At 59.3% G+C, this 12,785-nt stretch carries 13 protein-coding genes; 4 read left to right on the forward strand and 9 right to left on the reverse strand.

Annotation, left to right across the window (positions count from 1 at the left end; translation table 11 throughout):
• Nucleotides 1–133: 133 nt before the first annotated feature.
• Nucleotides 134–1,924 (reverse strand): acetolactate synthase 3 large subunit, encoded by a 1,791-nt coding sequence (locus tag B8783_RS02620; RefSeq protein ID WP_084418213.1) that lies wholly within the window; start codon nt 1,922–1,924, stop codon nt 134–136.
• A gap of 180 nt (nt 1,925–2,104) precedes the next feature.
• Nucleotides 2,105–3,034 carry a tRNA (adenosine(37)-N6)-dimethylallyltransferase MiaA gene (miaA, locus tag B8783_RS02625; protein ID WP_084418214.1) on the reverse strand — a complete coding sequence of 310 codons (930 nt, stop codon included), beginning with the start codon at nt 3,032–3,034 and terminating at the stop codon, nt 2,105–2,107.
• A 51-nt stretch (nt 3,035–3,085) separates the two neighbouring features.
• Here miaA and serB point away from each other — a divergent pair, with 51 nt between their 5' ends.
• Nucleotides 3,086–4,015 carry a phosphoserine phosphatase SerB gene (gene serB / locus B8783_RS02630; protein WP_084418215.1) on the forward strand — a complete coding sequence of 310 codons (930 nt, stop codon included), beginning with the start codon at nt 3,086–3,088 and terminating at the stop codon, nt 4,013–4,015.
• A gap of 3 nt (nt 4,016–4,018) precedes the next feature.
• Here serB and B8783_RS02635 read toward each other — a convergent pair whose 3' ends face one another.
• A complete protein-coding gene (locus tag B8783_RS02635) occupies nt 4,019–4,876 on the reverse strand; it encodes a prephenate dehydratase (RefSeq protein WP_084418216.1) in 858 nt (285 codons plus the stop codon).
• 233 nt (nt 4,877–5,109) lie between these two features.
• Between B8783_RS02635 and B8783_RS02640 the strand changes: the two genes are divergently transcribed.
• Nucleotides 5,110–5,976, forward strand: coding sequence for a c-type cytochrome (locus B8783_RS02640; protein ID WP_169711682.1), 867 nt, complete (start codon nt 5,110–5,112; stop codon nt 5,974–5,976).
• A 4-nt stretch (nt 5,977–5,980) separates the two neighbouring features.
• On the opposite strand, the gene B8783_RS02645 is transcribed toward B8783_RS02640, so the two are convergent.
• The 6 genes from B8783_RS02645 to hflK all read right to left on the reverse strand — a co-directional run bounded on the left by B8783_RS02645 (nt 5,981) and on the right by hflK (nt 11,154).
• Nucleotides 5,981–6,829 carry a C40 family peptidase gene (locus tag B8783_RS02645; protein ID WP_084418218.1) on the reverse strand — a complete coding sequence of 283 codons (849 nt, stop codon included), beginning with the start codon at nt 6,827–6,829 and terminating at the stop codon, nt 5,981–5,983.
• 14 nt (nt 6,830–6,843) lie between these two features.
• On the reverse strand, nt 6,844–7,227 hold the full coding sequence (locus B8783_RS02650) for a MarR family transcriptional regulator (protein ID WP_084418219.1): 384 nt from the start codon (nt 7,225–7,227) through the stop codon (nt 6,844–6,846).
• 100 nt (nt 7,228–7,327) lie between these two features.
• Nucleotides 7,328–8,791 carry a Do family serine endopeptidase gene (locus B8783_RS02655; protein WP_084418220.1) on the reverse strand — a complete coding sequence of 488 codons (1,464 nt, stop codon included), beginning with the start codon at nt 8,789–8,791 and terminating at the stop codon, nt 7,328–7,330.
• Nucleotides 8,792–8,866: 75 nt separating this feature from the next.
• A complete protein-coding gene (locus B8783_RS02660) occupies nt 8,867–9,064 on the reverse strand; it encodes a DUF2065 domain-containing protein (RefSeq protein ID WP_084418221.1) in 198 nt (65 codons plus the stop codon).
• A 36-nt stretch (nt 9,065–9,100) separates the two neighbouring features.
• The gene (gene hflC / locus B8783_RS02665; protein WP_084418222.1) at nt 9,101–9,997 is read right to left on the reverse strand and encodes a protease modulator HflC; all 897 of its coding nucleotides are present in this window, start codon (nt 9,995–9,997) and stop codon (nt 9,101–9,103) included.
• Nucleotides 9,998–9,999: 2 nt separating this feature from the next.
• The gene (hflK, locus tag B8783_RS02670; protein WP_084418223.1) at nt 10,000–11,154 is read right to left on the reverse strand and encodes an FtsH protease activity modulator HflK; all 1,155 of its coding nucleotides are present in this window, start codon (nt 11,152–11,154) and stop codon (nt 10,000–10,002) included.
• Nucleotides 11,155–11,244: 90 nt separating this feature from the next.
• On the opposite strand from hflK, the gene B8783_RS02675 reads away from it, so the two are divergent.
• Both B8783_RS02675 and B8783_RS02680 read left to right on the forward strand, forming a co-directional pair.
• The gene (locus B8783_RS02675; RefSeq protein WP_084418224.1) at nt 11,245–12,432 is read left to right on the forward strand and encodes an Mrp/NBP35 family ATP-binding protein; all 1,188 of its coding nucleotides are present in this window, start codon (nt 11,245–11,247) and stop codon (nt 12,430–12,432) included.
• Nucleotides 12,433–12,436: 4 nt separating this feature from the next.
• Nucleotides 12,437–12,778 (forward strand): DUF3088 domain-containing protein, encoded by a 342-nt coding sequence (locus B8783_RS02680; protein ID WP_084418225.1) that lies wholly within the window; start codon nt 12,437–12,439, stop codon nt 12,776–12,778.
• Nucleotides 12,779–12,785: the final 7 nt, after the last annotated feature.

Consider the following 12,785-nt stretch of genomic DNA (forward strand, 5'->3'; position numbering starts at 1 on the left):
AGGGATATCGGGTTTGTGCTTCATCCTTCGACAGGCTCAGGATGAGGGTGCGTATAGCTGCCGGGTCAGCAAAGAGAAACCTCATGCTGAGCTTGTCGAAGCCCGGATGTGTGATTGCCTGAAAAGTCATCGCTCAGACCATTTTCCGTCCGGCTTCATCGATCTCGTTTCCTGAGATCTTGCCGAGGATCATTTCATTATGCGGGGCGCCTGACGGGATCATGGGCAGGCAGTTCTCCGCCTTGGTGACAAGGCAGTCAAACACCACCGGACCATCATGATCGATCATCTCCATGATCTTCGTGTCGAGCTCCGCCGGGTCAGAACATTGTATGCCGTGCGCGCCATAGGCTTCTGCCAGTTTCACAAAGTCAGGCAGGCTATCACTATAGGAGTGCGAATAACGTTCCCCGTGCAGCAATTCCTGCCACTGGCGGACCATGCCCATCCACTCATTGTTCAGGATGAAAATCTTGATCGGCAATCTGTGCTGAACGGCCGTGGAAACTTCCTGCATCACCATCTGGACCGAAGCTTCGCCGGCAATGTCGATCACCAGACTGTCCGGGTGGGCCGCCTGAATGCCGACCGCTGCCGGCAGGCCATAGCCCATCGTGCCGAGGCCGCCACTGGTCATCCAGCGGTTCGGCTCTTCGAAATGATAGTGCTGGGCCGCCCACATCTGGTGCTGGCCAACCTCTGTCGAAATGTAGGTGTCGCGATCCTTGGTCAGCTCATAGAGCCGCTCAACCGCATATTGTGGGCGGATCGACCCGTCATTTTCAGGATAGGAAAAGCAATCGACCGCGCGCCATTTTGCGATCTGCTCTTGCCAGTCGGACAGGTCCGGCTTGGGCAGCTGGCGTTTCTTCCAGCCATCCAGCAGGGCCTGAAGCGCATTCTTGCAATCGGCGATGATCGGCACGTCGACCCGGATGATCTTGTTGATCGAGGACGGGTCGATATCGATGTGGATCTTGCGTGAACCCGGCGAGAAGGCCGAGACCTTGCCGGTCACCCGGTCATCAAACCGCGCGCCAACACAGATCATCAGATCGCAATCATGCATCGCATTATTGGCTTCATAGGCGCCGTGCATGCCAACCATGCCGAGCCAGTCTTCGTGGCTGGCCGGGAAGGCGCCAAGGCCCATCAAGGTCGATGTGACCGGAACACCCGTGACTGCCTGCAATTCCTGCAGCAGCCTGGAGGCTTCTGGCCCGGCATTGATGACCCCGCCGCCGGTATAGAAAACCGGGCGCCGCGCGGTGGCCATCATGTCGAGCGCATCGCGGATGGCGTGCTCGCTCGGTTCGGTCTTCGGCTGATAGGTTTTCTTCACAACGCCGGCCTTGCCGATATAGCGACCGGTCGCGAACTGGACGTCCTTCGGGATGTCGATCACGACGGGGCCGGGACGTCCGGATGTCGCGATCAGGAACGCTTCATGGATGACGCGGGCCAGATTATCGACGTCGGTGACGAGATAATTGTGCTTGGCGCAGCACCGCGTGATGCCGACCGTATCGCATTCCTGGAAGGCATCCGTGCCGATCAGGTGGCTCGGCACCTGGCCGGTGATGACGACCATTGGAATGGAGTCCATCATCGCATCTGTAATCGGCGTGACCATATTCGTCGCGCCGGGTCCGGAGGTGACGAGCACGACGCCGCACTTGCCCGTGGAACGGGCATAGCCTTCTGCGGCATGGCCTGCCCCCTGCTCATGTCGAACAAGGATGTGCCGGATCGACGGCTCTGAATAGAGCGCGTCATAAATGGGTAGAACCGCCCCGCCCGGATATCCGAACATCGTTTCCACGCCCTGCTCTTTCAGCGCGGTGATCACAATTTCGGCGCCCGTCATGATGCGGGGCGTCGTATCGGTCTGCGAAAGCGTGTGGGTGTCCATATTGCTGCTCATCTGTTTAGATTTCCGGCGAATGATCAGGGCTTAAAAAGAAAAAGGGCCTCGTTAGAGACCCTTCCATGCGCGCCCGCGCCGACATATGACATGTCGGTCACGGGTGCCTAAGTACGATTACCTTCTGCTGGCGCAAGGGTGTTTCCTCCAAAACTTGAAAGGGGCATAACGTGCCTCAAGCTAGCGGTCAACCTCCTTATAAAGGGCAGAAATAACCCTCATCCGCGTTGAAAGCTCTGTTCCCGGTATTCTCGGCCAGAACGGGAACTGACGTCCGATCCAGGTAAACTGACGTTTTGCATAGCGGCGCGTATCACGCTTGGCATTCTCCGCAGCGGTTTCAGAATCGATCTCACCGCGAATAAAGGCAGAGAGCCAGGGCATGCCATGCGCTTTCATGGCTGGCAGCTCAGGGTCGATGCCGAGGTCTACCAGCTTACGCGCCTCTTCCATCGCGCCTTCCATCAGCATGCCTTCGAACCGTTTGTCGATCCGCGCATAAAGCTTTGACCGGGGCGGGGTTAGCGCCACGCCCAGCCATTCATCGGGGTTGAGAACACCCTTTGTGCGCTGCTGCTGAAAGCTGGTCAGCGCGCGCCCAGTGGCCAGCCACACCTCATAGGCGCGCATCAGGCGCTGGCGATCATTATCATTTATCCGCTCGGCCGCTTCCGGGTCGACAGCTTGGAGGCGGATCTTGAGACCGCGCAGACCGTCCTTCTTGGAAATTTCCAGAACTTCGTGGCGGACATCCTCTGGCACGGGCGGGATATCGGAGAGGCCGTCCACCAGCGCCAAAAGATAAAGCCCCGTTCCGCCGACCACGACAGCCGTCTTCTCGCGCTTCTGAATGTCTTCGATGACGGCGCGCGCCTGCTCCAGCCAGATGCCGGTCGAATAGCGCTCACCTGCAGGCATGTGCCCAAACAGATGATGCGGGATCCCCTCCATCTCTTCTGCGTCGGGGCGCGCGGAAATAACTTTCAGCTCGCTGTAGACCTGCATGGAATCGGCGTTGACGATCTCGCCATTGTATTTACGTGCAACCTCAATTGAGAGGGCTGTTTTTCCGCTGGCAGTTGGTCCGTGGATCAGGATTGCAGGTTTCATCAATATAGACGTAGAGAGTTTGAACGCCCTCGTTAAGTAAGGACAGCCGCGATGGATAAAAAAACGTCAGATTTCAGCCACGTTGCCACGGTGGTCGCGAAGTCTTCGCACAGCCTCCAACATCTCGGTGATACGCTGGGGACGGCGCTGGCGAGCTGCAATATCAGCAATGTCGGCCCTGTCCGCCTGCTGAGCGGCGACGGTCACTTCACTGCGATCGAGCAGGCCGCAGACGTTGCAGACACAGCAGCTCTGCGCGACTCCCTTGAGAAAGTTTTCAAGGACAAGGCCGACATCTGCATCTCGCCGACCGCAAATCGGCGCAAGAAACTGCTCATCTGCGATATGGACTCCACCATCATCGAACAGGAATGCCTCGATGAGTTGGCAGACTTCGCCGGACTGAAAGCCGAGATCTCGGCAATCACCGAACGCGCCATGCGCGGCGAGCTGCAATTTGAGGACGCCCTAAGAGAACGTGTCGGCAAGCTGAAAGGCCTCGACCTCTCAGCGCTGGAGCGCTGCTACAAGGAACGCATCACACTGATGCCGGGCGCAGAAACGCTGGTCGCCTCGATGAAGGCGGAGGGCGCGCGCTGCATTCTGGTCTCCGGCGGGTTCACCTATTTCACGTCGCGAATCGCCAACGCGGCCGGTTTCGACAGCCATCGCGGCAATACGCTGATCGATGATGGCGTGCAGCTTACGGGCGAGGTCGGCACACCGATTCTCGGCCGCGAGGCCAAATTGGACGCCCTGAAATCAGAAGCGGCAGAGATGGATGTCACCGTCAGCGATGCTCTGGCGATGGGCGACGGCGCCAATGATCTGGCCATGATCGAAGCAGCCGGCCTCGGCGTCGCCTACCGCGCCAAGCCCGTGACGGCAGCCGCCTCAGACTGTGCGATCTCGGTCACTGACCTCACTGCTGCGCTTTATTTCCAAGGATATTCCGACAGCGAGATCGTCTGGAAGCATTAAGCCTCAACGCGCAAAGCGAAACCGCTCTGGATGGGCGGGGAACACGCCGATAATTTTCAGCGAGGTCGAGAAGAAGCCCAGCTCTTCAAGCGCGAGCTGCACATTGCGCTCATCGGGATGGCCTTCGATCTCGGCATAGAATTGCGTTGCCGTGAATGAGCCGTCGACCTGATAGCTTTCCAGCTTGGTCATGTTGACGCCATTCGTCGCGAACCCACCCATCGCCTTGTAAAGCGCGGCAGGAATGTTGCGGACCTGAAAAAGAAACGCAGTGACAGTCGGCCCGTCGGTGCGATCATGCTCAACCGGCTGCGGGGCCATAATCACAAAGCGCGTCGTGTTGTGCTCGGCATCCTCAATGTTGCGAGCGAGGATATCCAGCCCATAGACTTCTGCCGCAAGCTCAGGCGCAATGGCTGCAACTGTACGATCGCCGAGATCGCGCACAATGCGCGCGGCCCCTGCGGTATCGGCAGCAATCACCGCACTGATGCTCCGGTCGCGCAGATAACGACGGCACTGGCCGAGCGCCATGATATGCGAATGCGCCGTTTCAATCTCGTCGATGGTCACGCCCGGAAGCGCCATCAGCTGAAAGCGGATCGGCATGAAGTGCTCGGCAATCATATGCAGGCTGGTGCCGGGCAATAGATGGTGGATGTCGCCCACGCGGCCCGCAATCGTGTTTTCGACGGGGATCATGGCGAGATCGGCATCGCCGCGCTCGACCATGGTGATGACATCCTCAAATGTCTTGCAGGCCACCGGCTCCATGCCTGGATAGGTATCATTGCAGGCAATGTGCGAATTTGCGCCGGGTTCACCCTGATAGGCGATCCGGCCTGTTCGTGTTTCGCTCATGATTCGCCACTCCAACTTCAGCTCGGCGGCCCCAATTCGGGCTGCGGCGACATGCCTTGCGCGAGCCGAAGCGACAATTCAAGCCCCGTCTTTAGACCAGGACCTCGCAAACTGCGCCGTTTCGCCGCTATATCAGCCCGCGCATCCTGTGATGCATGCCGTTATATTGCCTACGACTCGATAGCGTGCCAGAAGGCGCGCACAAGGCTGATAATCATACAAGGACGATCCCTATGGGCGATCTCTTCTGGAACAAGGTATTTGGCGCAATCCTGGCCGTCGTACTCGGCGTCATGGGCTTGCAGCTACTTTCCGAAAGCGTTTTTGCTTCCGAAGGTGAAGGCGGTCATCACACCGAAGAGGAGGGCGGCACTCTTAACGATTGGGCCCACACCCGCTTCGCCTATTACACCGACATCGCCGAATCTTCGGCTGGCGGCGTAGAAGTCGAAGAGGTCTACGACCTCGGCGCCCTGCTGGCCTCCGCAGATGCTGGCAATGGCGAGCGGACCTTCAAGGCAAAGTGCTCGACCTGCCACACCATCACGGAGGGCGGCTCTAACGGCACAGGCCCTAATCTGCACGGCATTCTGGCAGAGGCCCACGCTCACCGCGCTGACTTTGGCTACTCCTCAGCCATGCAAGCCACCGCCGGAACGCAGTGGACCTATTCCAGCATCGATTCGTGGCTGGAAAATCCATCCTCCTACATCCGCGGCACCACGATGGCCTTCGCTGGTCTTCGCCGCGACGATGAGCGCGCAGACGTGATTGCCTACCTCGCATCCAATACGCCAAACGCACCGGACTTCCCTGAGCCTCTGCCTGAAGATAACGGCGCGGACGGCGAAGCTGTCGAAGGCCAGGACGCGTCAGCTGAAGGCGACGCGAGCGAAGGTGACGCCGTTGAAGCGACACTGGGTGCTGAGACCGTCGAAGACGCGCCTGCTCAGGCAACTGGCGAGATTGAAACCGTTGATTCCGTCGACGACACCAATCAGGCCAATGGCAATGAGGGCGAAGTCGAGCTTGCCCCTGCAGCGACAACACCGGACACGGACGCTGCAGCGCCAGCCGAGACCGACGAAACCGAAGAGTAAGGGATCAGGCCGTTAGCCAGTCCGGCTTACGGTGTCTCTCTTCAACAAGATCAATACGGCGGACCCCAACGGGTTCGCCGTTTGTTTTTGCGATCCGCTCGATCGCTTCTGACAGAGGCTCTTCAGCCACCGCCATATGATAGCCGTTCGCATGCAGCATCCGCTCAGCGTCGAGCATGATGGACACGTGGCCTTTCCAGAAGACCAGGTCATTGCGCTGAAGGGTGCCCGCCTCTCTCCAATTGTCGACCGACTTCCCGGACCAGGCAAACTGCATGTCGCTGTCGCGCGGCAGGCTCACGCCGCAGGCATCGTAAGCCGCGCGCGTGAGCCCGGTACAATCAAGGCCAAGGCTTTCGCAACCGCCCCAGAAATAAGGTGCGCCGAGATAGCGGAGGGCCACGCCCGCAGGGTCATCTTCGAAATCATTGATGGGCGCCACGTGCTGCTTTGGCAGCCATCCAGCCCGTTCTGCCTTGAGAAACTCGCCCGCCTCAGCCGTGATATGGATCCGGGCTCCCAGCGAGATCAGCATGTTCGGCACTGACTTCAGATCCGCCGCCGAAAAGGCATAGGTCCGTAGGGCACTGACTTTGTGGGTGGGCTTTATGATGGGCGCGGACAGGCCTTCCAGAGGCGCCCAGCCGACATATCGGTCGCGGTGCATCTGGATCAGTCCAAATTCGCCCTCTTCCCTCAGCAGCGTTACGGTTTCGCCGTGCAGGGCTTGTGTCACCTGTTGTGCATCGGCGCGCGGCGCATCACGCATCGGCACGACAGCGGCGCTCACCTGGAACTGCCCTATAGGGTTTGCGTCGGGAATGCTGAGGCGGCGGTCGTCAAATGACGGCATAGCTTGGCCTTTCGTCAGGCGGCCGCTTCAGCCGACTTGCTGGCGACCAGGGGCGCTGGCTCTTCACCGGCTTCGGCTGCCATGATCAGGCCGGCGAACCCGCGCAGCCAGTTCATGCCTTCGACCGTCCGCTCAATAAACACACTGCGAAGATCGTTTTCGTCACGGCGCCGGCGCACGAAGCCCGCTTTCTCAAGCGCATCGAGGGCGCGGGTGACAGCGGGTTTTGCGAGGTTCAAATCTGCAGAGAGGCCGCGAACGGTATGCGGGCCCGCAGAGAGAGCAACAGTCATGAAGATGGCTTGTTGGCGCGCCGAGAGATCGCTCTCGGAGGAGCGCACATAGGCCGTCATTGTCCGGCGCCAAAGCTCGAGAGACTGTCGCTCACTCAGTGCCATGTTCCACGCTCCCTGACGGCTGTTTACCTTCACCTCAAATGTGAATCTGATTTGGGACCGAGGTAAAGTGCTGTCAGGCGACCGAATCCGCCTGCGCGGCCTAACGCTCTGTCTTGATTGTGAAAAACATTGTCTGCCCTGTGCGGTTGATCCGCACCAGTAGCGGCTTTCCTGGAGGTGCCTTGCCTGGCTCAAGTGCGGTATAGGCATCGTCCAGATTGGCAATTTTCTCAAAGCCCATCTCGGTGATCACATCGCCCTTGCGCAGCTTGCCAAAGCTCGGCCCGCTCGCCGCGACGGAGTTGACAAGAACGCCATCGACATCGCGCGCAATCCCGTAGCGACGACGCGCATCATCATCGATTGTTTTCAATTCGGCGCCGAGCGGGTTCTGCGCGAGCGCATTTTCCGGCAGCGGTTCACGGGCCTCTACCTCGTCATCAGAGGTCAGCTCGCCAATCTTGAAAGACACCGTCTTGCGCTTGCGGTCGCGGATAATGTCGACGCTGACCGTCTTGCCGATTTCGGTATCTGCGACGACGCGCGTCAGGCCGCGTACATTCTCGACCGTCTTGCCATCAAACCGAAGCACAAGGTCGCCAACCTCGAAATCGGCGCTGGCCGCAGGGCCTTCGCTGTCGATCGATGTAATGATCACACCGCTGGCCTTGTTCAGGCCGTAGGCGCCGGCCAGATCATCATCGATGCCCTGGACGTTGACGCCAAACCAGCCGCGGCGCGGCTTGCCATACTCGATCAGCTGCCCGGAAATTTGCTCAACCAGATTGGACGGGATCGAAAAGCCAAGGCCGACTGAGCCGCCGGTTGGCGAAATGATCGCCGTGTTCACGCCCACAACTTCACCGTTGAGATTGAACAGCGGTCCGCCGGAGTTACCGCGGTTAATGGCGGCATCGGTCTGGATGAAGTCGTCATAGCGGCCGGACTGGATGTCGCGGTTACGCGCGGAAATAATGCCGGCTGAAACAGAGCCGCCGAACCCGAACGGGTTGCCAATCGCCATCACCCAGTCGCCAACTTCAGCATTGTCGCTGTCAGCAAACTCGACAAAAGGCAGATCAGTATCGCTCTCGACTTTCAGGACGGCGACGTCGGTTTCCGGATCGGTGCCAACCAGCTGTGCCTGAAGGGTGCGGCCGGAGTTGAAGACCACATTGATTTCATCGGCGCCCTCGATGACGTGATTATTCGTCACGACGATGCCATCAGCAGAAATCACAAAACCGGAGCCGAGCGAGCCCTCGCGGCGAAAGCCTTCAGGGTCTCGGCCAAAAAATTCATTGAACCGCTCCAGCGGCGAGCCGTCCGGAAATTCTGGCAGGCCTTCGGGGGCAACGGTCTGGCTGGTGGTGATGTTGACGACAGATGGCATCAGGCGTTTCGCCAGGCCGGAAAAGGAATCCGGCGCCTGCTTCTGATTGATCTGCGATACCTTATCGGAAAGCGAGCTGTCCGCGCCACTGGCTCGTTGGGCGACGGCGGGCGCAGCTAGAATGAGCGCGCTGGCCATCATGCCCATCAAGGGTGTCGCAAGTCGTTTCATCAACCGGTCTCCAATACTCAACTGCCCGCTAAAGTAGCGCAAGAATATGACGCTTCGCGGGCAAAGTGCAACGCGTCAGCAAAACCGCACGGCGACATAAAATAGAACCAGCCCGAGCAGGGCCGACCACATACCGCCGCTACGAATACTCTCGACCGGCAATCGCGCCAGAAATTCGGCCATGCGCTTCATCGTGTCTGGCGCAGCAGCATAGAGGATGCCCTCTATCGCGAACCATAAACCGAAAGCGGCGAGCAGGATTTGCCAGCTCATGCTGACACGCCCTGCTCGCCAGAGTCAGTGACTGATTTAACGGCGCGAACCGTTCCGTCGGGCCTGTTCAATGAAATCATTGCAAAGTCCAAGCTGATCCGGGGCCACAACAACACGCGTGCCTTCCGTGAATGCCTCTTCACAGGCAATCAGCGCGCGCTGAAAGCGGAAGAACTCGGCATCACGCTCATACGCTTCTGCGTAAATCTCGTTCCGCTTCGCATCGCCTTCACCACGGATCTCTTCCGATTGCTGACGCGCTTCAGCCAACAGCACTGTACGTTCACGTTCGGCCGTGGCGCGCACCAGCTGGGCGCGTTCGTCGCCCTTGGCGCGAATTTCCTCAGCTTCCTGCTCACGTGTGGCTTCCATACGTTGGAAAACGCGGTCGGACACATCGTCCGGCAGGTCTGCGCGGCGGATACGCACATCGATGATCTCAATACCCCGGCCTGCGATATTGCCAGCCAGATTATCGCGGATTTGATCCATCAACTCGGAGCGCTGACCGGAGATAATCTCCTCCGGCAGGCGCGAAGCCAGCGCGTTCCGGATCGCAGCATCGGTAAAGTTCGTCAGCTGCTCACGGGCTTCACGCTCCGTGTTGAGGCGCTGATAGAAGGCAAGTGGATCTGAAATCTGCCAGCGCACAAACGCGTCGACGATGAGTTGCTCCTGGTTCGAGGCATAGGCCTCAATGCCCGGAACGTTCAGACCAAGATTGCGGCGGTCATACATCACCACATTCTGCACGAGCGGAATTTTCAATTTGAGGCCAGCTTCATCTGTGCCCGGCTCATTATAAGCCTGGACAGCACGACCCACCTGCAGAAGCAGGGCCTGCTTGCGCTGGTCGACAATGAAGAATGAATTGAACAGCACGATCAGTACGAGAACGATCGCGACAACTCCAAGAATACCAAACGGTCTCATGTCTAGTTCTCCTGATTGCGGCGATTGACGCTGTCCAGCGGCAGATAAGGCACTGCACCGGATTCACTGTCGAGGATGAGCTTGTCGCTGCGTTGCAGGACGCGCTCCATGGTTTCGAGATACATACGTTCGCGTGTCACCTGTGGGGCCTGCTGATACTCAGCAAGGATTTGCTTGAAGCGGTTGGCCTGACCGGCAGCGTCTGCAATCACCTGATCGCGGTAAGCTTCGGCGTTTTGCAGGATTTGCTGGGCTTCACCACGCGCACGCGGGATGATGTCATTCGCATAGCGATTGGCAACCTGGACCGCACGTTCGGCGTCCTGACCGGCATTCACCACGTCAATAAATGCTGCGCGCACTTCAGACGGCGCCTGGGCTTCCTGAATTTCAACGTTCAGGATTTCCACACCGGCGCGGTAATCGTTGAGCAGAGCCTGCAATTGCTCACGCACTTGCTGCTGCAGCTCGTTACGGCCGGTTGTGATGACATCGTTGAGGTTCGACTTGCCGACCACTTCGCGCATGACGCTTTCCGCAGCGGCTTTGACGAGGTCTTCGCCGTCTTCAACGTTGAGAATGAAGTCCTCTGGGTCTTCTTCGTCGTAATACCAGAAGATGCGGTACTGGACGTCGACGATATTCTCATCGCCCGTCAGCATCAGACGCTCTTCTTCATTGGCACCGATCTGCGTGACCTGTTGCTTCTGCGAAGGCATGATTTCATGCGCTTCGATCGGCGTTGGCAGGTGAACGTGAAGGCCTGGGCCGAAATTCTTTTCCCATTTGCCGAACCGGAAAACAGCAGCCGTCTCACCTTCGTCTACAACAACGACACCGGTGAAAAGCCACGCCAGCAGCGCAACAAAGCCGAGAACGACGAAGCTGAACGGGCCAAAATTCTGCCCGCCGCGTCCGCCGCCACCACCGCCGCTGCCGTTATTGCCGCGACCACGGCGAAAGCGTTCCTGCATGCGGCGCATCTGTTCTTCCAGATCCGGGCGATTCTTATCACCGCCTCCGCCGCCGCCATTGTTGCCGCCTCCGGAGCCGCCGGGGCGGTTCCAGGGAGAATCAGGCTTTTTGTTACCAGACCCCCACGGGCTGCCACTGCCTTTGGACGAACCTTCGCCGTCCTTATTATCATTCCAGGGCATTGCCCCTCCTTCATGACTGTCCGTCTCTGGCCATATAGGCACTACGCAGATATGTGCACCCCATGGCCTGCGCATCAAGGAGTTACCCGCATGTTTCGCCGTAAACAGCGACAATCTGGCAATCTCGAACAAGAAATCCGCCGCGCCCTGGGCGAGCCCGACTGGTTACAGGGGGTCCGCGTGAAGGATGGCGGTGAGGTGACACTCATCCTCGAGGGTGACCCGAACGATCTCCAGGCGTCCGAAATCCGGCGCGTGGAAGCCGAAGCCCGTGCGATGAATGTCAAAGGCGTGAGCGATGTGCGAGCCATGCTGACCGCTGAACGCGCGCCCGGCCAGACGCCGCCAAACCATCAACACAGCCATGCAGGCGAGCCCCCGCTACGGGCTGGCAGTCAACGCGTGCGCAAGGGCGCGCGTCTGTCGGATGAAGCGCTCAGCCAGGGACAACCCGGCGCAGAGCGCGCTGGCGGTATCCCGGGCATCTCAAGAATTCTGGTCGTCGCCAGCGCCAAGGGCGGGGTCGGCAAATCGACCGTTGCAATCAACCTAGCGGCGTCCTTTGCGAAACTCGGTCTGAAAACCGGGCTGCTCGACGCAGATATTTACGGCCCAAGCGCGCCAACCATGCTCGGCACAACTGATCGCGCGCCGGAAACAGACGCCAATGGCAAGCTCATTCCGGTTGACGCACATGGCATCCGGTCGCTCTCCATCGGTTATCTGTCCGACCCGGATTCGCCGATGATCTGGCGCGGGCCGATCGTCATGTCAGCCATCACGCAGATGCTGAACGATGCGGCCTGGGGCACGCCCGAAGATCCGCTTGACCTGCTCATCATTGATACCCCGCCCGGCACCGGTGACGCCCAGCTCGCCATCGCGCAGAAAGTGCCTGTGACGGCGGCTGTGCTTGTGACCACCCCGCAGGAAGTCGCCTTGGCAGATGTGCGCCGCGGCGCCGCGATGTTTGCCAAGACGGCCGTTCCGGTGCTCGGCATCGTCGAAACAATGAGCTGGTTCGAGGACCCGGCCGGCAACCGCCACTATCTGATGGGCGAAGGGGGCGGCGCGAGAATGGCCGAGACGCTCGGTCTGCCCCTTCTCGGGCAGCTTCCTATGATGGCTTCCATTCGCGAGGGCGGAGACGCTGGCAAACCCGCAGCCATTACAGATGACGCGGCAGGCACACTGTTTCACGAGCTTGCCCGCGCTGTCGCGCTGAACCTGGACAGCCTGCAGACAAAGGCGCCGCCTACAATCATTTTCGAGGACTAATACAATGGCTGACACACTCTATCTGCTGCTTCCCGGCGAAGACCCCGACATGCCCGGTGAGATCTATTTCTGCCCCCCCTGCGCCATGGTCGAAGGGGTTCTTGCCTCCGCGCCGCAGCACGGCAAAAACCTTCAAGTCGAACGCATTCAATGGCCGCGTCCGCGCACGAAGATCGTTGAGCTTATAGGTGAGGAAAACCAGTCCCTGCCGATGTTGCTGTTGGCCGAAGGGGAAACCTCACCGCACCAGACGGGCACAGTCAACGGGCGGGCCTTCATCAACGACCGCGATGCGATCCTTGAAGCCCTCGCCGAACGTCACGGCTTTCCCCGCCCGCACCCCTGAGCGCAGA

Source organism: Henriciella litoralis, assembly GCF_002088935.1.
In the GTDB taxonomy this organism is placed as follows: Bacteria; Pseudomonadota; Alphaproteobacteria; order Caulobacterales; family Hyphomonadaceae; genus Henriciella; species Henriciella litoralis.